Genomic DNA, 17178 nt, shown 5'->3' with positions numbered 1-17178 from the left:
AGAGCCTGGTGTCGTGGCCCGCCCGGAACCGATTGCTGCTCCTGGCTAGATGGCCTTGGTCATCGGGTTGAACGGTTTGGTGTCGGCGAGCATGCGATGCAGGATCACGGCGAGCTTGCGAGCCAGCGCTACCTTGGCCTTGCGCATGCCTGCGCGCCGGGCGATCCGCATCGCCCAGCTCTTCAATGCCGAGCAATTCTTGACCGGCTTGGTCAGCATGACGTGAGCTGCCTGGTAGAGCGCCTCGCGCACGGAGGCATCCCCGATCTTGCTGATGCGGCCGGTGTAGTCGGTCTCACCGGACTGGTACTTCTTCGGGGTGAGCCCAAAGTGGGCTCCCGTGGCCTTCGAGGAGCGGAAGCGCTTCGGGTCGTCGATCGCCGCGGCATAGGTGAGCGCCACGATCGGACCAACGGACGGCGTTGTCATCAGGAGCTTGGCGGATGGATGCGTCCTGGCGAGCTTCTGGGTGTGCTTGTCCAGGCTCTTGAACTCCCGCAGCAGCACCGCATGGGCTTGGAGCAGCGCCGCCGCGACCAACTCCAGTCCGGGATGGCCGGTCACGAGCTCGCGGATGCGCCCGGCGAACGTGCGCTCGGTGGTCGCACCGACCTTCAGGCCAAAACCGCGAAGTATGCCGCGCAGGCTGTTCTCGACATCGCGAAGCTTGGATTGCAGCAGCTTGCGCGCCGTCAGGATGGCGCGGGTCTCCTGCGCCGCGACCGACTTGCAGTGCACCGGCCGGAACCAGCCGAGCCGCATCAACTGCGCGATCCGGCGGGCATCGTTGCGGTCCGTCTTCACCGGCATCGACTTGAAGGCTTCGCGAACGTGCCGCGTTTCCAGCAGCTCGACCGCAAGCCCTGCGTCTCGCAGACCCGCATACAGCCATTGCGACAAGGGGCCTGCCTCCAGCCCGATCCGTTCCAGTACCAGACCCAGCGACCGGAACCAGGCGATCAGCGCCGCCGGCTCGCTCGCAACCTTCGTCTCGCGCAAAATCTTGCCTGTCCCATCGACAAGGCAAACGCTCGAGCATTCCAAAGACACGTCAATTCCTGCATAGTGGTACATGGTCGTCCCTTAATGATGCTTGGAGCGGGCTTGCCCGACTCCGTTGAACACCATCAGTTTGAGGGACGACCGCCTTCCAACCAACAGGCCGCTCGCGAGCGCGCTTCCAAATTGCGCCGTAGCGAGCGGGCGGCCGGCCCGTTACCCCATCTACGGGTCTGGATAGACCTTCCTTCCCTTCTCCCCATGTGGGAGAAGGTGTCGCGGACAAAGTCCGCGACGGATGAGGGGTCTCTATCCGCGGAGACAGACCCCTCACCCGTCCGCGATGCCTTGCATCGCGTCCACCCTCTCCCACAAGGGGAGAGGGGAAGAAATGCGGGGTGCACTCCATGCAGTTCTTCTCGTTCTGGCGCTCGCTGGCGAGCTTTCGGGTGCGGATTGCGCTCAGCCTCAAGGGCGTGGCCGCCGACGTCGTCTTCGTCGATCTCGATGCGGACGCGCATCGCACCGATGCCTATCGCAAGATCAATCCGCAGATGGCGCTGCCGGCGCTGGTGACCGACGACGGCACGGTGCTGTTCCAGTCGCTCGCGATCATCAACTGGCTCGACGAGACCTACCCGAGCCCGCCGCTGCTGCCGGCAGATGCGCTCGGCCGCGCCCGGGTGCGCGGGCTGGCGCTGATCGTCGCCTGCGAGGGCCATCCGCTGCTGACGCCGCGGGTGCGGCGCTATCTCGACCGCGAGCTCGATCTGCGCGACAGCCAGCAGAATGCGTGGCGGCGGCACTGGACGGTCGAGACGCTGGCGGCGCTCGAGGGGCACCTCGCCGGCCACAAGGCGACCGGCCGGTTCTGTCACGGCGATGCGCCCACCCTTGCCGACATCTGCCTGGTCGGCCATGTCACGGCGGCGATCAACCAGCAGATCAGCCTGTCGCCCTGGCCGACCGTGAAGCGCATCCACGAGACCGCCATGGCGCTGCCGGCGTTCGCCAAGGCGCATCCGTCCGCGCAACCGGATACACCGGAAGCGATGCGGGCGAAGTAGTTTGCGGACGCGCTGCAAAGGACAGGCAGAGGCGCAAACGTGTGCGCGGTTCTCTCGATCGTCGTCCCGGCGAAGGCCGGGACCCATACTCCGCGGCGGATGTTGTGGATGGGACTCGTCGTTGCAGCACTGCTCAACAATGACCATCGGTGGTTCTGGGTCCCTGCTTTCGCAGTGACGACACCGAATGTGTGGCGTCGTCTGTGACACACTTCCGCGTTCTCGCGACATGATTTGTCCGAGCTTTGTCTTTTGCTCCGCCCTCTCTTGAACGGAGGGCGCAGGGAAAGCCGGGTGCCGATCGCACCCATGGGCCCCGAGCAATGGGTAGAAAGAGGAAGCCTGCAGGGCGTGCTCACCTCACGCTCGCCATGTTCCGACCGATGCGATCCCTGACCGTCTGCGCGATCGCCGCCGGCGCTTCGTCGGGGATCGCGAAGCACGAGCTCGCGTTGATCTCGCAGAGCACGTAGGTGTCGGCGCCATCAGCATCGCGTGGACCGTAGAGGAAATCGGCATCCCAGATCACCGGCAGCGACGTCTCATCGATCGTCAGCGCGGCCATCATTTGCGGGATCCATTCGTCCTCCATCAACCTTCGCAGTGCCTGGAATTGCGGCGCATCGGGGCCGTGCATGATGCGCGGTCCGGGTTGGGCTTCCGGAGAATCCGGGCCTTGCGGGGGCGGCGGGATCAGGGCCTTGATCAATTGGTGCCCGAAGCCTGCGACCTTCGCTGCGCTGACATAGCAACGGATCATGCCCTCGGGCAGGCGCGGCTGGAAAGCCTGATCGATGATGCAGCCGCCCCAGCCGAAATATTGCTCGCAGCGCGCCATGAAGTCTGCCAGCGGCATCTCCTCCGGCTGGCTGCCGCGCAGCGCATGCAGCACGCGAATCGTCGCGTCGGTCTTTGGCACGGTTTCCACCTTCCAGACGCCCTGCCCGCCATTACCGCGGTTCTGTTTGAGCACGCGCGGACCACCCGCGCGCAAGCGCGAGGGAAATTCGGCGCGGAACGCATCGACCGTCGCGTATCGATGGGTGTCGGCGCCCCAGCCGAGGTGACGCGTCCGGTACAGCACGTCCTTGACGCCCATCTTGAGGATGACGTCGGGATGCGCGCTGACCCATGGTCCCGCCGCCGCGACCTCGCGCAGCAGCGGATCGAGGGCGGCGCGCGTCTTGCCCTGATGGATCGGATCGACCCAGACCAGAACGCCGTCCATCGTCAGCAATTGGTCGCGAACGGCATCGGCGAATGTCTCGTCATAGACGACGGGAACGGCCGCGATGCCCGAAGCGGCGAGCGCTTCGAAGACGCGGACGAAACGGCTGTTTTGTGGGGCCGCCTCCCGGCGGGACGCGGCGTCGCCACGCGACAGGATAGCGATTTTGCAACGACGATTTTCGGAACGAAGACGTGTGTGTGGTTGGGTGTCCATGTGAAAGCTCCACGACGGTGAGTGTCGCGCAGAGCTTGGACCGAGGTCTCACGGGGAGTCTGCCTTGTCCCCTTGGGGCAAATCTAGACCACCGCGCGCAGGTTTCAAGATGGAAGTGGGGCGGAGCGGATCAGGCCACGATCCCGGATCACGCCGTGATCCCGGATCAGGCCGTGATCCCGTGCAACCCGAGCCAGCCCGTGTAGAGGCCGACGAGCACGATCAGCGCGGCCGACACGTAGGGGGCGCGATGGGCAAAGCGGCTGAAACCGGCCCAATGACGTTCGACATGACGCAGGCTGAGCGCGGCCGCAACACCGGCAGAGACCATGGTGAGCGCAAGCCCGATGCCGAAGCAAAGCACCAGCACGAAGCCGAGGCTGAACTGCTTGAGCTGGAGACAGAGCAGCAGCACGGTGATCGCCGCCGGACACGGAATCAGCCCGCCGGTCAGGCCGAACAGGATAATCTGCCATGTCGTGACGGTGCGTCCGGCAAAGCGCTTGCGGATGTCGGCGGCGTGCGCGCGCGCATGCGCGTCGTCCTCGTCGCCGAGATTCATGTGCGCATGGTCATGCTCCTCGAACAGGACTTCCACCATGTCCGCGCGCACCGAGACGCGCGCCTTGAAGGCATGCGGCTCCGGAATTTCGTCGATGCTTTCCAGATAGCCGTCCCTGTCGGCGAAGCGAAAGCGTTGCTCGCTGCCGTCGGGGCGGATCGTCACGACGTCAACGTCGCCGGCCGCCGGCAGCGCTCCGGCCTCGCTTCGCAACCGCCAGCGCGGCGGCACGCCGTCCTCGAAGACCTCGAGCGACAGCGATTGTCCGGCCAGGACCAGCTGGCGCGTTTCGTCGTGATGATGGTGATGATCGTGTTCGGCAGCCTGCTCGCGCCAGGTGCGCCAGGCCATCCAGGCCGCGATCGCGATGATGATCACCGCCGAGGCCAGTTGCAGCCAGGCTTCGCTGCGTTCTCCGGACCATTGCTGGCCGAAGTGAAGCCCGGCGAGCGCGACCAGCCAGACGATGGCGGTGTGCGAGATCGTCGCCGCCACGCCGAGCAGCGCCGCCTGCACCACCGTGCCGCGGATCGCGATGATGAAGGCCGCCATCATCGTCTTGGAGTGGCCGGGCTCGAGCCCGTGCAACGCGCCGAGCAGGATCGCACTGGGCACGAACAGCCATGCATGGGCACTGCTCTGCTGGAGCAGCTGAGACAGGTCGGTCATGGCGCTCACTTCAAATAGGTACGAACGACGTCGATCAGGTCCGCGGCGCCCTGCGCCTTCTCCGGATCCTTTTCCCGGGCAGGATCCACGACGTGGTGGCGGATGTGATCCTCGAGCAATTCCGCGGTTAGCCCGTTGATGGCGCCGCGGACCGAGGCCACCAGCATCAGCACGTCGGCACAACCAATCTCGGACTCCAGTGCGCGCTCGACGGCCTCCAGCTGGCCCTTGATGCGGCGAACCCGGCCGACGAGCTTGGACTTGTGCTTGATGGTATGCGACATGACAGTAATATAGGGGGGTATCCTATATTGGTCAACCATGCTGTCGGCCAACCGGGGCGCGCATCGAGACATGGCGGCGGGATGTCAGCGGCGGGCGTCAGCCCATGCTGCCAGGCATGAAGCAGCGCGCCTTCGGATGACCGTCTATGTAATAGGGCCACACGATGGGTCGGCCGGACAGGTTCGGCCCTGGCACGACGGCTTCGTTGGGTACGTCAACCCACTCGCCATCGATGCGCACCCGATAATGGCCGTTCCTGGTTTCCCAGTCGACGTCGTCGATGTGCTGCGCATCCGTGCCATCGCAGCAGGGACCCTTGCTGCTATGCAAGCCCTCATACCAACCGTTCAATTCGGGGTGCTGGTGATCGTGGGCGAGAGCGCCGCCGGTTGTTGTGATGAGCAGCATAACGAGGGCAACAGGCGTCGCATGCCAACAATGACTGTCCATCAATCGGCATTGCTCCAATGAATGCAGGCGGGAGCGCGACACGTTCGCGGTGTCGGCATCTACCTGAGTTGGTCCCTGCCACCGCGCAACTCGGCAGCGAATTGTATGTTCCTATTCGCAACTCGCCGGAGATGGAGAGGTGAGCCATCGGCGCGAGCCCACGGATGTTCGTTCCATGCTGCGCGATGAAGTTTTCGTGACTGTCGATCGGCGATTGCTGCGGGATTTGGCAAAGTCAGGTTGACAGCCCGGAGATCAGGGTTTTTGATGCCGCTACGGGGATGTGCGATCTCCCCGCGAGGCGACATGCCCAAGAATCGCGTCCTGTCACCAAGGGCGCACCATGTCGTCATACACATCGATCTCATCAGAAAAATTGTCCCGTCTCATCGGTACGGCGAAGGCGCCGACGCTTGTCGACGTTCGTCTCGATGAAGACTTCGCCGCCGATCCGCGCTTGATTCCGGGCGCGGTCCGCTACTCCCATCTCGACGTCCAGGACTGGGCTTCCCGTTTCACCGGGCAGTCCGTGGTCGTGATCTGCCAGAAGGGACAAAAGCTTTCGGAAGGCACCGCCGCCTGGCTCCGCTGCAGCAACATCGCGGCCGAGATTCTCGAGGGCGGCCACCTCGGCTGGCGGGAAGCGGAGCTACCGACCGTTCCCGCCGACAAGATTCCGAAACGCGACGGGCGGGGCCGCACCGCCTGGGTGACGCGATCGCGGCCGAAGATCGACCGCATCGCCTGTCCATGGCTGATCCGCCGCTTCGTCGATCCCGCGGCCGTGTTCCTGTTCGTCACATCGGCGGAGGTCGAGGCGGTCGCCGAACGGTTCGACGCCACGCCGTTCGACATCGAGAACGTGTTCTGGAGCCATCGCGACGAGCTCTGCACCTTCGACGTGATGGTCAAGGAATTCGGCCTCGCGACGCCGGCGCTGGAGCGGCTCGCGACGATGGTGCGGGCGGCCGATACCGCGCGGCTCGAGCTTTCGCCGGAGGCGCCCGGGCTGCTCGCCGCCTCGCTCGGCCTGTCGCGCATGTTCGACGACGACCTCGAACAGTTGAGCGCCGGGCTGCTGCTCTACGACGCCTTCTACCGATGGTGCCGCGATGCGACCAGGGAGACGCACAACTGGCCGACCAGCAAGGTCAAGCCATGACCGACGTCGCAACGACAGCGAAGGCGCGCGGGCATGAGCCCGCGCACGGCATCTCCTTCAACGAGGCGCTGCTGGTCTGGATACGCGTCGCCATCCTGAGCTTTGGCGGACCGGCCGGCCAGATCGCGGTGATGCATCGCATCCTGGTCGAAGAGAAGAACTGGATATCCGAGGGGCGTTTCCTGCACGCCCTCAATTACTGCATGCTGCTGCCGGGGCCGGAGGCGCAGCAGCTGGCGACCTATATCGGCTGGCTGCTGCATCGGACGCTCGGCGGCATCGTGGCGGGCGGGCTGTTCATCCTGCCCGGCATCTTCGCCATCATGGGCCTCAGCTATATCTACGCGGCGTATGGCAATGTCGGGTTTGTCGAAGCGCTGTTCTTCGGCCTGAAGGCCGCGGTGCTCGCCATCGTCATCCAGGCCGTGGTGCGGGTCGGCAAGCGCGCGCTGCGCAACCGGGTGATGATCGCGCTCGCGGCGATCGCCTTTGTCGCGATCTTCTTCTTCGCCGTGCCGTTTCCGCTGATCATCGGCGCCGCCGCGGTCACAGGGTTGGTGGGCGCACGTCTCGGCCGGAGCGAATTTGCGGCGATCGAGCATGGCGGCAAGAATTCCGCCGTGATCGACAGCATGCTCGGTGAAGCGGTGCCGGACCATGTCCGTCCCAACGCATCGCGCACTTTGCGGGTCGGCGCCATCTGGCTCGCGCTCTGGCTGATGCCGGTGTTCGCCCTGCTGATTGCGCTCGGGCCCGGCGACGTGTTCACCCAGATCGCGATCTTCTTCAGCAAGATGGCGATGGTGACGTTCGGCGGCGCCTACGCCGTGCTCGCCTATGTCGCGCAACAGGCCGCCGACTATTATCACTGGGTCAGCCCGCGCGAGATGCTGGACGGACTCGGCATGGCCGAGACCACGCCCGGACCGCTGATCATGGTGGTGCAGTTCGTGGGCTTCATGGCCGCGTTCCGCGAAGCAAGCGGGCTGTCGCCGATGTTGGCCGCCACGCTCGGCGGCTTGCTCGCGACCTGGGTGACGTTCACGCCGTGCTTCCTGTGGATCTTCGTCGGGGCGCCCTACATCGAGGCGCTGCGCGGCAACAAGGCGCTGGCGGGCGCGCTTTCGGCGATCACCGCCGCCGTGGTCGGCGTGATCCTCAATCTGTCGATCTGGTTCGCGCTGCACACGCTGTTTCGGCAAACATTCCCGGTGCACGGGCTAGGCCTGTCGTTCGACGCGCCGGTGCCTGCCAGCCTCGACTGGCCGGCGCTGGCGCTGTCGATCGCCGCCGCGATCGCGATCTTCCGCTTCAATGCGGGGATGCTCAGCGTCCTCGCCGCCTCCTGCATCACGGGCGTACTGCTGCGCCTTGTCGGCATCATCTGAGCGGAACGGCGCGCAGCTTGAGAACCTGGGGCAGCACAACACAACCAGGAGAACAACCATGCAGACACGACGACTCTCCCGTTTGATTCTCGTCCTGACAATCGCGGGCGCGGTCATGCCGGCCCATGCCCTGACGCAGGACGAACTCGTCGCAAAACTTCGCGCCGCCGGCTACGCCGAGATCAGCGAGGTCAAGTCGACGGCCGAAGGCACGACGGCGAAGGCGATGAAGAACGGCAAGCCGGTGCGGCTCGTGATCGACAGCAGCGGCCAGGTCAAGGAGCGGGACTGAGTGCCCGCGCGCGCGAAAGCCGTCAACTAATCGATGGAGTGATAATCATGATGAGAGCAATTGTGACCCTGTGCATGGCGGTGCTGGGGCCGGGCGCAACCCTGGCAGCGCCGGCCGCCCTCGATGAGCGGCAGGACGCGGCCGTTACAATGCAAGCGGCGATGGTCCACCCGCAAGCGAGCGAGACGCTGCGCGGCGTCGTCGATCGCGTCGATGAACGCAACGACACGCTGCTCATCCGGTTATCTCCGGACCGGACCGAACCGTTCAAGGTCCAGGACGGCCTGATCTTCAATGCCGTCCGCTTCGGCGATCCCGTCGAAATCGCGGTGCAGAACATCGCCGGGTTCCGCACCATTGTCGGGCTCTCGAAGCAATAGAGCCACGATCCGAAGCATCGAAAGAGGTTCAAGGGAGCAATCCAATGCGACATACGATTTCGGCGCTGATCGGCGTCGGTGCCTGCCTCTTCGCCACCGGCGGGAGCGCGCAAAAGATCGACTGGCAGGTGTTCACCGAGCCGTTCGTCTCGTCGGCACATGCGCAGGCGATCGATTGGCAGAAGGTCGACGACATGCTGGGCAGAAAGCCCGCGGTCACCGGTGACGTGCATCGCTACGGCTTTCCGCGGAGCGATCTGACGGTGACGCTCGACGGCATCACCATCAAGCCGGCGCTGGCGCTCGGCGGTTGGGTCGCCTTCAAACCCATGCACGACGACGTCATGGCGATGGGCGACCTGGTGCTGCTCGAATCCGAAATCAACCCCGTCATGCTGAAGATGATCGGCAACGGCCTGCAGATCACGGCCGTGCACAACCATTTGCTCGGCGCTAGCCCGGCCACCTTCTACATGCACGTCGCCGGTCACGGCGACCCGGTCAAGATCGCCGCCGCGATCCGGGATGGCCTCGCCGAAAGCAAGACGCCGCTCAAGGCCGCGGCGCCGGCCGCGCCGCCGCCGGCCATCGATCTCGATACTGCACAGCTCGATCAGATCATCGGCGTCAAGGGCCAGGCCAATGGCGGCGTCTATCAGTTCAACGTGCCCCGTCGCGATCCGATCACCGAACAGGGCATGGCGTTAAGCCCGGTTGGCCCGATGGGCGTCGCCATCGGCATCAACTTCCAACCGACCGGCGGCGGCAAGGCGGCGATCACCGGCGATTTCGTGCTGACAAATGACGAGGTCAACCCCGTCATCATGGCGTTGCGGACGCACGGCATCGACATCACCGCGCTGCACAGCCACATGCTGGACGAACAGCCGCGCCTGTTCTTCATGCATTTCTGGGCCAATGACGACGCCGTCAAGCTCGCCAAGGGCCTGCGTGCCGCGCTCGATAAGACGGCCACGACAAAAAGTTGACCCTGGTCTCGGAGGGATCAACGATGCGAAGCCTCACGGTCATGTCCATGTGGCGCACGCTGCTCAGAGTGCCCACGTGATGCTGCGCATTGCCGCCACGGTGCTTGCGATCGCGCTGACATCGGCTCGGCCGGCGCCGGCGGACGATGGCAAGATCGTTGTCTTTGTCTGCCTGCACGGCGTGGTGAACAGCCAGATGGCGGCGGCCTATTTCAACAAGGCTGCCCAGGAGCGCGGATCGCGGATAAGGGCGGTCTCACGCGGCATCGACCTTTATCGGTCGGTGCCGGTCAAGGTGCAGGACGGCCTTGCACTCGATGGTCTGGAGGCGGCCAACACGCCGCAACAGCTGACCATCGACGACATGGCCGCGGCAGACCAGGTGGTGGCGTTCGATCAGATCCCCGCCGAGCGGCACGGACGGGCCGACGTGACCTACTGGTCCGGCATTCCCTTGGGTATCGATGATTATGAGTCGGCCCGGGATCAGATCGTCCGGCGCATCGACGCCCTTATTCCGACGCTGGCAGCGGCAACTGAACCGGCAGGAGACAAGACGCCCCTTCAGCTCGAAACGAAGATCCTGCTCGGCGATGTCCGCGGTCGGATTGATCACCTGGCGGTCGACCTGAAGCGGCAGCGACTGTTCGTGGCCGAGTTCGGCAATGACAGCGTCGGCGTCGTCGATCTGGCTGCGCGCAGTTTGCTTCGAACCATTACCGGATTGAGCGAACCCCAAGGCGTCGGCTATGAGCCGTCGACCGACACCCTCTACGTCGCCAACGCCCGCGACGGATCGGTGCAGCTGTACGAAGCCAACGAGTACAAGGCGGCCGGGCGAATCGAACTCGGCAGCGATGCCGACAATATCCGGGTCGACGCGGCGGCCAAGCGCGTCATCGTCGGCTATGGCGATGGTGGCCTGGCAGTCGTCGACCCATCCACCCGGACCAAGGTTCGGAGCCTACCTCTTTGGGCACATCCGGAAAGCTTCCAGCTTCAGCCCGATAGTGGGCGCATCTTTGTCAATCTGCCTGACGCGCGAGCCGTCGCGGTGGTGGACGTTGCTTCCGGGAAACAACTCACCAGCTGGCCGTTGGATAAGGGCGGTAATTTCGCGATGGCCATCGATCACGAACGAAGTCGCGTTCTCCTGGCGTATCGCAACCCAGCCGAGCTTGCAGCCTTTTCGACCGACGGCAAGGCGATTGCGGCCACCGGCACTTGCGGCGATGCCGACGACCTCTTTGTAGATGCAAAGCGCGGACGCATCTATGTGAGCTGCGGCGGTGGATATGTCGACGTTTTTGAGATTGATGGAGCGGCCTATCGACTGATCGCACGCTTGCCGACAGCGACGGGCGCGCGAACGTCGCTCTTTGTGCCGGAGATGGATCGTTTGTTTGTTGCGGTCCGCGCGGGACCCGCGGGACCGGCGGCAATCTGGGTGTTCAAGCCAATGCCTTGAGATCGACTTTGTGGGGAGACGGCGCATGTGCAAACGTAGCCGGGGCTTTCGCAGCTGCTCGATGGGCCTTGCGCCGAGCTTCATGGTCGCCTTGGGACTGACTGCGTGGTCTGCCCCCGCCTCGGCCTATCGCCCCTTCGATGGCACCGATGCCGCCGTTGCCAAGAAGGGGGAGATGGAGGTCGAGCTGCAGCCGGCGGGACGTTTGCGCGACGAGAGCGGAACAAGCCTGATCGCGCCGGCCTGGGTTCTCAACTACGGTCTGAGCGAGGATTGGGAAGCCGTCTTCGAAGGCCAGGGACAAACGTCGCTTTCTCCGTCCGGCCCAACCAGCCTGACCGCAGCCGGGGCGTTCCTCAAACACGTGGTCGTACCCGGTAGCCTGCAGGACAAGACCGGTCCGAGCATTGCGACCGAATTTGGCGTTCTTCTTCCTGACAGTACCGGCAATTCGGGCGTTGGCGTAAGCTTGGCCGGCATTGTCTCGCAGCGCTGGGATTGGGGCACCATTCACTTGAATGCCGAGACCGCCATCACCCGCGACCATCATGGCGACGTGTTCGTGGGTGCCATCGTCGAGGGGCCGATGACGTGGACGGTGCGCCCCGTCGCCGAGATATTCTACGAGAACGAGTTCGGCAAAGAGGAGACGTTCTCGGGGCTGGTCGGGCTGATCTATCGTGTGCGCGACGACCTCAGCTTCGACATCGCGGTTCGGCATGCGCTCACAGGTGGCCATCCGGTGAACGAGATACGTGCGGGTTTGACCTTCGGCTTTCCGCTTTCCTTCTTCGAAGGTCACGCCATGCGCCAGGCGCAGCCAATTCCGCCTCGATAGCTACTGGCGATCCCGGCTCTCTGGATGGGCGCGCCAGTCGCGGCCGACCGTTTGATGTTCGTCGGGGGTGGATGCCTGGCCGGTGTGGTCCTTCTCGCCGCCTTGAGCCTTCCAGTCGCGCCCGATCTTGACGTCCTCGGCGCGACTGCGATCCTGCTCGCGGGTTTGCTCCGACTGCTGAGGCGGCTGGGCCTGTTGGACAGGCGTGGACTGCGCTCTTGCATCGCTTCCGGCGAATGCGAAGGTCATTGCCACTACGGAGATGAACGCAACCGATGTAGAATTTTTCATGGTGTTGTCCCTTCCTCTTGCTCTGCACTAACGCTCCGTCATCGCCTTTGTTCGGAAACAACCGGGCTTTTGGCTGCACGTGGCGGTCGGAACCGGATGCTCTGCACGCGAACCGTGACGGTCAATATTTCGGCCGGTGCGAAGTGGCCCATTTGCGCGCGTGTTCGATCGGAACGCGCTCAACGGCCGCGCGAACTTTCTGCGTTGCGGGCAGATTGTCCATGCGTTCCCGCCAGCGGCAGAATGCCGGGAATTTCGGATACATCGACTGCCCTTCGGCGGTGAGGCTGAAGGCGAACGTGCTCGGCAGCAGATAGAAATCCGCAATCGAGAGCTCGCCCCCAAGCAAAAAATCCTTGCCGTGCGCAAGCTGGCGCTCGGCCACCGCAAGCCCGGTCTCGACCTTGGGTAGCGCGTGTGCCACGACCTTCTCGTCGGGGGCAATGCCGAGCTCCGGGAAAACCAGACGCTCATGCGTCACGTGATAGATCATGTAGGGGTAGTAATAGTTGTTAACAGCGCTGATCCACTGGTTCATGTGCGCCCGCGCCTTGATGTCTTTCGGCGTCAGCGACACGCCGCCAAAGGCTTCGTCGACATAAGCGACAATCGCACTCGTCTCGTAGACGGTGAGATCGCCGTGTTTCAGAATTGGGACACGGTTGAACGGGTGCAGCGCCAGGTGATCGGGCTTGCCCATGACCGGTTCAAGGTCGTGGAATTGGTAAGCTACGTCCTTGTGCGTCAGGATCAAGCGGACGATGTTGACAAAACTGCTGCGTGGGAAACCGTAGACGATCGGATCGGACATCCGTTTTCTCCTTTCTGATTTGGTCTCAGCGCCAGAACGGCTTGGAGGCCTCGCGCAGCGCCTGCTCGCGCGTCAAGCCGAGATCGCAAAGCAGATGCGGGTCATCGGCAATCGCGCGAAGCGCGATGCGCTGAAACGGCCGGTCAAGCAAGCTCCACCATACGGGGCGCGGAGCGCCAGGCGACCTTCCTGAGCTGAATTGATGAAGTGGTGTGGCCGGGTCGGCGCCGGGCACCGGCGGGATCGACCGAGATGTATCGGTTAAAAGGACGGACACGACAGGCTCCAAATCGCTTGAAATGCTTCACTGGAGCTGTTCAATAATAGTGCGGGGCGGTTTCCCGCAAAGCATCGTTTCTCGTGCCTGCCCTAATTTTTCTCATGAAGTTGTGCGATGCGCCCACGCCTGCCGCCGCTCAATGCCCTGAAGGCCTTCGAGGCGGCCGCGCGCCATGAGAGTTTTACGCGCGCGGCCGAAGAGCTTTGCGTCACGCAGGGCGCGGTCAGCCATCAAGTGAAAGCGCTGGAAGCGGAGCTCGCGATAAAGCTGTTTAACCGCGAGCGCCAGCGCCTGATCATCACCGAGGCCGGGCGCGACTATCTCGCTGTCGTGCGCGACGCGCTCGACCGCATCGCCATCGGCACCGAGCGGCTGTTGCAGCGGCAGAATACCGGTGTGCTGACCGTATCAACGTCACCGGACTTTGCCGCGAAATGGCTCGTGCACCGGCTCGGCCACTTTGTTGAGGCGCATAGCGGCATCGACCTGCGCGTCTCCGCCACGCTGCACCACGTCGACTTCGCGCGCGAGGAAGTGGATCTCGCGGTGCGCCATGGAGACGGCAACTGGCCGGGGCTTGACGCGGTGCGGCTGAGCCCGGAGCGGCTATTTGCGGTGTGCAGCCCAAAGCTGTTGTCCGGCAAGCGACGCCTCAACAACCCCGCTGACATCCTGAAATTTCCGTTGATCCATATGGACAGTCGCGCCGACTGGAAGAACTGGCTTCAGGATGCGGGACTTGACGATGCTGCCGCCACGCATGGCCCGGTCCTCAATCGCGCCAGCATGGTGATTGATGCCGCCATCAATGGGCAAGGCATTGCGCTCGCGCGCACCACGCTGGCGGCGTGGGACCTCATCAACGGCCATCTGGCGCGGCCGTTTCCGCAGTCGCTGCCATTGTCGAAGACCTACTGGATCCTCTGCCCGAAGGCGACCGCAAGCCTGCCGAAGATCGTGACGTTTCGCGATTGGTTGCTCTCGGAGGCCGCAAGCGACCTGCGCCGGCTTAGAAAGCTCGGCGGAACCTCTCATCGATTGAAGTGAGGGCCGGCAGGCTTCCAAATACAGGGAACGGTCCTGCGGCCCTCGCGATTGTCGTGGGACGCACCACCCACCATGCATGGAGCCCGATCATTGCTGCAGCTGTACAGGTCGGCGACCTCCGATTGGCGGAGCATCGGCGCCGAAGTGCCACCCGAGGTCATCTGGATCGATCTGCTCGATCCCACGGAGGACGAAAAGCAGTTCGTCGAGCACGCGCTCGACATCCGCGTCCCGTCCGAGCGATCGTTGGGCGAGATCGAGGCGTCGAGCCGACTGATCACCGATCATGACCGGCTCTATCTGAGCTCGCCGGCGGTGCGGCTCGACGACAACAATGAAGCCGAGATCACCAATATCGGCTTCGTGATCGGCCCAAAGGTGCTGGTCACGGTGCGGTTCGCGCAGCTGACCACCTTCGACGACGTCATGAAGCGGATCGGCACCGACAAGAGCCTGCAAAACGGCATGTGCGTGTTCACCGCGCTGCTCGAGGCCATGATCGATCGCGGCGCCGACGTGCTGGAGCATCTCGGCGCCAAGACCGACAGGCTGTCGCGGGGCGTCTTCAAGGGCGGCCTGGTGCGGAGCAAGCGTCCGGTGCGCTCCAGCCGCAGGTTGCGCGAGGCGCTGGAGAACATCGGCGAGCTCGCCGATCGCCTGGCGAAGGCGCGCGACGTGCTGCTCGGCGTCGGCCGGGTCGCGGGCTTCGCCGATGACGTCGGCAATGAATGGATCACGTCGGCATCGAAGCGCCGGCTCGAGGCCGTCACCAAGGACGTCGCCTCGCTCGGCGACTACGAGACCCGGCTGTCGGATAAGATCCAGCTGCTGCTGGACGCCGTGCTCGGCTTCATCAACATCCAGCAGAACGACCTGTTCAAGATCCTGACCATCGTGTCGGTGGTCGGCGTTCCCCCGACCATCCTGGTCGGGGTCTGGGGTATGAATTTCAAGGAGATGCCGGAGCTGAGCTGGACCTTCGGCTATCCCTTGGCCTGGGCCGCGATCATCGCCAGCGGCATCCTGCCGGTGCTCTGGTTCAAGCGGCACGGCTGGTTCGATTAAAACAAGCGAAGTTGAAACGCCGCCGCGTTATCCGCGTTGAGAACCTGCCTGCGCGTCTATAAATCTGAAGCTGCCCCACCCGCCCCTGTGGCGCGGTCATCCCCCACCGAAGAGTTCAGCCTATGCGCCCCCACATCATCTGCCACATGGGCACGTCGATCGACGGCCGGCTTCATCCCAGCCGCTTCACCAAGGCCGCCGCCGGCATCCCGGCCGACGTGCTGCGCGGCCACTACGAACGGATCCATGACGGCTTCGATGCCGATGGATGGATCATCGGCCGCGTCACCATGAACGAGATGGCCAAGGGAGCCGAGCGGCATATCGCCAACCCACTGAGGCTGCCGCGCGAGGCGCATCTCGGCAACCGTAGCGGCCGCAAGCTTGCTGTCGGCATCGATCCGTCGGGCCGCGTGCATTTCGGCAAGGACAATGTCGGCGGCGATCACGCCGTCGCGGTGCTCGGCGAACAGGTATCCGATGCGCATCTCGCCGAACTGCGCGAGGACGGTGCGTCCTACATCTTTGCAGGCACCAAGGGCGACGATCTGCCGGGCGCGATGGCGCAGCTGGCGTCGCTGTTCGGCGCCAGGACGCTGCTGCTCGAAGGCGGCGGCGGGATCAACGGCGCCTTCCTCAAGCATGGGCTGATCGACGAATTCAGCACATTGATCTTTCCGGCGGTCGACGGCGTCGCCGGCTCGCAAAGCATCGTCGACTATCACGGCCCCGACGGCGACCGCCCCGGCGCCGGACAATCGCTCCGGCTCACTCATTGCGAGACACTGGAAGGCGGCATGGTCTGGCTGCGTCACGCGGTGGAGCGCGCGCCGGATTAAGCGCGCCTATGGCTTGGGATTCTCCACCCAGCCGGTCCGGCATGCAGCAACGAAAAACGCGACGCCGCGCGCGACATGGGCGTCGATCTCGGGATCGAGCGCCTTCAGGTCGACCTCAAACAGCGCCCGGAGCAGCATCGGCACCGCGATGATGTCGAGGAACATCCGCGCCGTGGTCGGCAGGTGTTCGGGCGCGAAGGCCGGCAGCTTGCCGAGCTGGTCGGATTGCGTCAGGTCGCGCAGCAGGTGAATGCCGAGCTCGGTGCTGAGCGCGCGCGCCCTGCGGTTGACGTTGGCGGCGAGATCCGGGAAGCGGTGCGCTTCCGCGATGGCGAGCCGCATCAGGCCGATCCGGTCGGCATCGAAGCCCCAATGCAACAGGGTCGAGGCAACGCTGGTGAGGCGCTCCTCGATGGTCGCGCCGACCGGCGGATCGGCCTTGAACTCGGCGATGCGTGCCAGGATGTCCCGCGTCACCACTTCCGTGAACAGCGCCCGCTTGTCGCGGAAGCGCGCATAAATCGTCCGCTTGCCGGAGCGCGCGACTTCCGCGATCTCGTCGATGCTCGCGCCCTCGAACCCGCGCTGCAGGAAGACCTGGCGCGCGGCATCGAGAATCCGCGCATCAACCTCGCCGGCGAGTTCCTTCGGCGGCCGGCCGGCGCGCACCTCGACCGGCCTGGTTTTCGGTACGCGCGGCTTCTTCAGGGTGCTGGTGGTCATCGCATCGACCCGGGTTCGATGGGCCGGTCAGGCCGGCAATATCAGGCAATATAGCCTTATCACATCTGGTTGTAAATAGAACGATACAGTTCCGTTTCTATTGACGACGCACTGCGGCGGGACTATTTG

The 17178-nt window shown here is 64.3% G+C and carries 19 protein-coding genes; 11 read left to right on the top strand and 8 right to left on the bottom strand.

Going from position 1 to position 17178, the window contains the following annotated elements; translation table 11 throughout:
• Nucleotides 1-45: 45 nt before the first annotated feature.
• On the bottom strand, nt 46-1074 hold the full coding sequence (locus ACVI1L_RS17380) for an IS110 family RNA-guided transposase (protein ID WP_057016162.1): 1029 nt from the start codon (nt 1072-1074) through the stop codon (nt 46-48).
• A 332-nt stretch (nt 1075-1406) separates the two neighbouring features.
• Between ACVI1L_RS17380 and maiA the strand changes: the two genes are divergently transcribed.
• Nucleotides 1407-2066 carry a maleylacetoacetate isomerase gene (gene maiA / locus ACVI1L_RS17375; RefSeq protein ID WP_316398134.1) on the top strand — a complete coding sequence of 220 codons (660 nt, stop codon included), beginning with the start codon at nt 1407-1409 and terminating at the stop codon, nt 2064-2066.
• A gap of 355 nt (nt 2067-2421) precedes the next feature.
• Here maiA and ACVI1L_RS17370 read toward each other — a convergent pair whose 3' ends face one another.
• The 4 genes from ACVI1L_RS17370 to ACVI1L_RS17355 form a co-directional block, all read right to left on the bottom strand.
• Complete coding sequence (locus tag ACVI1L_RS17370) at nt 2422-3510, bottom strand: Cj0069 family protein (RefSeq protein WP_253625062.1); 1089 nt, start codon at nt 3508-3510, stop codon at nt 2422-2424.
• A 166-nt stretch (nt 3511-3676) separates the two neighbouring features.
• Nucleotides 3677-4741 (bottom strand): nickel/cobalt efflux transporter, encoded by a 1065-nt coding sequence (locus ACVI1L_RS17365; RefSeq protein WP_229191810.1) that lies wholly within the window; start codon nt 4739-4741, stop codon nt 3677-3679.
• Nucleotides 4742-4746: 5 nt separating this feature from the next.
• Complete coding sequence (locus tag ACVI1L_RS17360; RefSeq protein ID WP_016847064.1) at nt 4747-5025, bottom strand: metal/formaldehyde-sensitive transcriptional repressor; 279 nt, start codon at nt 5023-5025, stop codon at nt 4747-4749.
• Nucleotides 5026-5122: 97 nt separating this feature from the next.
• Complete coding sequence (locus tag ACVI1L_RS17355) at nt 5123-5434, bottom strand: hypothetical protein (RefSeq protein WP_028334652.1); 312 nt, start codon at nt 5432-5434, stop codon at nt 5123-5125.
• A 385-nt stretch (nt 5435-5819) separates the two neighbouring features.
• Here ACVI1L_RS17355 and ACVI1L_RS17350 point away from each other — a divergent pair, with 385 nt between their 5' ends.
• The 7 genes from ACVI1L_RS17350 to ACVI1L_RS17320 all read left to right on the top strand — a co-directional run bounded on the left by ACVI1L_RS17350 (nt 5820) and on the right by ACVI1L_RS17320 (nt 11993).
• Nucleotides 5820-6638, top strand: coding sequence for a chromate resistance protein ChrB domain-containing protein (locus tag ACVI1L_RS17350; RefSeq protein ID WP_057016097.1), 819 nt, complete (start codon nt 5820-5822; stop codon nt 6636-6638).
• Entirely contained in the window at nt 6635-8026 is a 1392-nt protein-coding gene (gene chrA, locus ACVI1L_RS17345) for a chromate efflux transporter (protein ID WP_057016096.1), read from the top strand. Before ACVI1L_RS17350 ends, chrA begins: the two co-directional genes overlap by 4 nt.
• Nucleotides 8027-8084: 58 nt before the next feature.
• Nucleotides 8085-8318 carry a hypothetical protein gene (locus tag ACVI1L_RS17340; protein WP_057016095.1) on the top strand — a complete coding sequence of 78 codons (234 nt, stop codon included), beginning with the start codon at nt 8085-8087 and terminating at the stop codon, nt 8316-8318.
• 74 nt (nt 8319-8392) lie between these two features.
• Nucleotides 8393-8698: a hypothetical protein gene (locus ACVI1L_RS17335; RefSeq protein WP_057016094.1), complete on the top strand. Its 306-nt coding sequence runs from the start codon at nt 8393-8395 to the stop codon at nt 8696-8698.
• Between the two features lie 44 nt (nt 8699-8742).
• Nucleotides 8743-9687, top strand: coding sequence for a DUF1259 domain-containing protein (locus tag ACVI1L_RS17330; protein ID WP_076832321.1), 945 nt, complete (start codon nt 8743-8745; stop codon nt 9685-9687).
• A 79-nt stretch (nt 9688-9766) separates the two neighbouring features.
• Nucleotides 9767-11155, top strand: coding sequence for an arsenate reductase/protein-tyrosine-phosphatase family protein (locus tag ACVI1L_RS17325; protein ID WP_076832324.1), 1389 nt, complete (start codon nt 9767-9769; stop codon nt 11153-11155).
• A gap of 25 nt (nt 11156-11180) precedes the next feature.
• Nucleotides 11181-11993, top strand: a complete 813-nt coding sequence (locus ACVI1L_RS17320; RefSeq protein ID WP_244558946.1) for a hypothetical protein — start codon at nt 11181-11183, stop codon at nt 11991-11993.
• Here ACVI1L_RS17320 and ACVI1L_RS17315 read toward each other — a convergent pair whose 3' ends face one another.
• On the bottom strand, nt 11994-12284 hold the full coding sequence (locus tag ACVI1L_RS17315) for a hypothetical protein (protein WP_076832327.1): 291 nt from the start codon (nt 12282-12284) through the stop codon (nt 11994-11996).
• A 121-nt stretch (nt 12285-12405) separates the two neighbouring features.
• A complete protein-coding gene (locus tag ACVI1L_RS17310) occupies nt 12406-13095 on the bottom strand; it encodes a glutathione S-transferase family protein (RefSeq protein ID WP_076832330.1) in 690 nt (229 codons plus the stop codon).
• 394 nt (nt 13096-13489) lie between these two features.
• Here ACVI1L_RS17310 and ACVI1L_RS17305 point away from each other — a divergent pair, with 394 nt between their 5' ends.
• The 3 genes from ACVI1L_RS17305 to ACVI1L_RS17295 all read left to right on the top strand — a co-directional run bounded on the left by ACVI1L_RS17305 (nt 13490) and on the right by ACVI1L_RS17295 (nt 16326).
• On the top strand, nt 13490-14422 hold the full coding sequence (locus ACVI1L_RS17305) for a transcriptional regulator GcvA (RefSeq protein ID WP_076832333.1): 933 nt from the start codon (nt 13490-13492) through the stop codon (nt 14420-14422).
• A gap of 90 nt (nt 14423-14512) precedes the next feature.
• Nucleotides 14513-15487 (top strand): magnesium transporter CorA family protein, encoded by a 975-nt coding sequence (locus tag ACVI1L_RS17300; protein ID WP_076832335.1) that lies wholly within the window; start codon nt 14513-14515, stop codon nt 15485-15487.
• Between the two features lie 122 nt (nt 15488-15609).
• Complete coding sequence (locus ACVI1L_RS17295; RefSeq protein WP_310882032.1) at nt 15610-16326, top strand: dihydrofolate reductase family protein; 717 nt, start codon at nt 15610-15612, stop codon at nt 16324-16326.
• 6 nt (nt 16327-16332) lie between these two features.
• Here ACVI1L_RS17295 and ACVI1L_RS17290 read toward each other — a convergent pair whose 3' ends face one another.
• Nucleotides 16333-17049, bottom strand: a complete 717-nt coding sequence (locus ACVI1L_RS17290) for a TetR/AcrR family transcriptional regulator (RefSeq protein ID WP_076832338.1) — start codon at nt 17047-17049, stop codon at nt 16333-16335.
• Between the last annotated feature and the right edge of the window lie 129 nt (nt 17050-17178).

This window comes from Bradyrhizobium sp. USDA 4516 (assembly GCF_054055915.1).
This window is presented reverse-complemented; position numbering and strand designations above follow the sequence as displayed.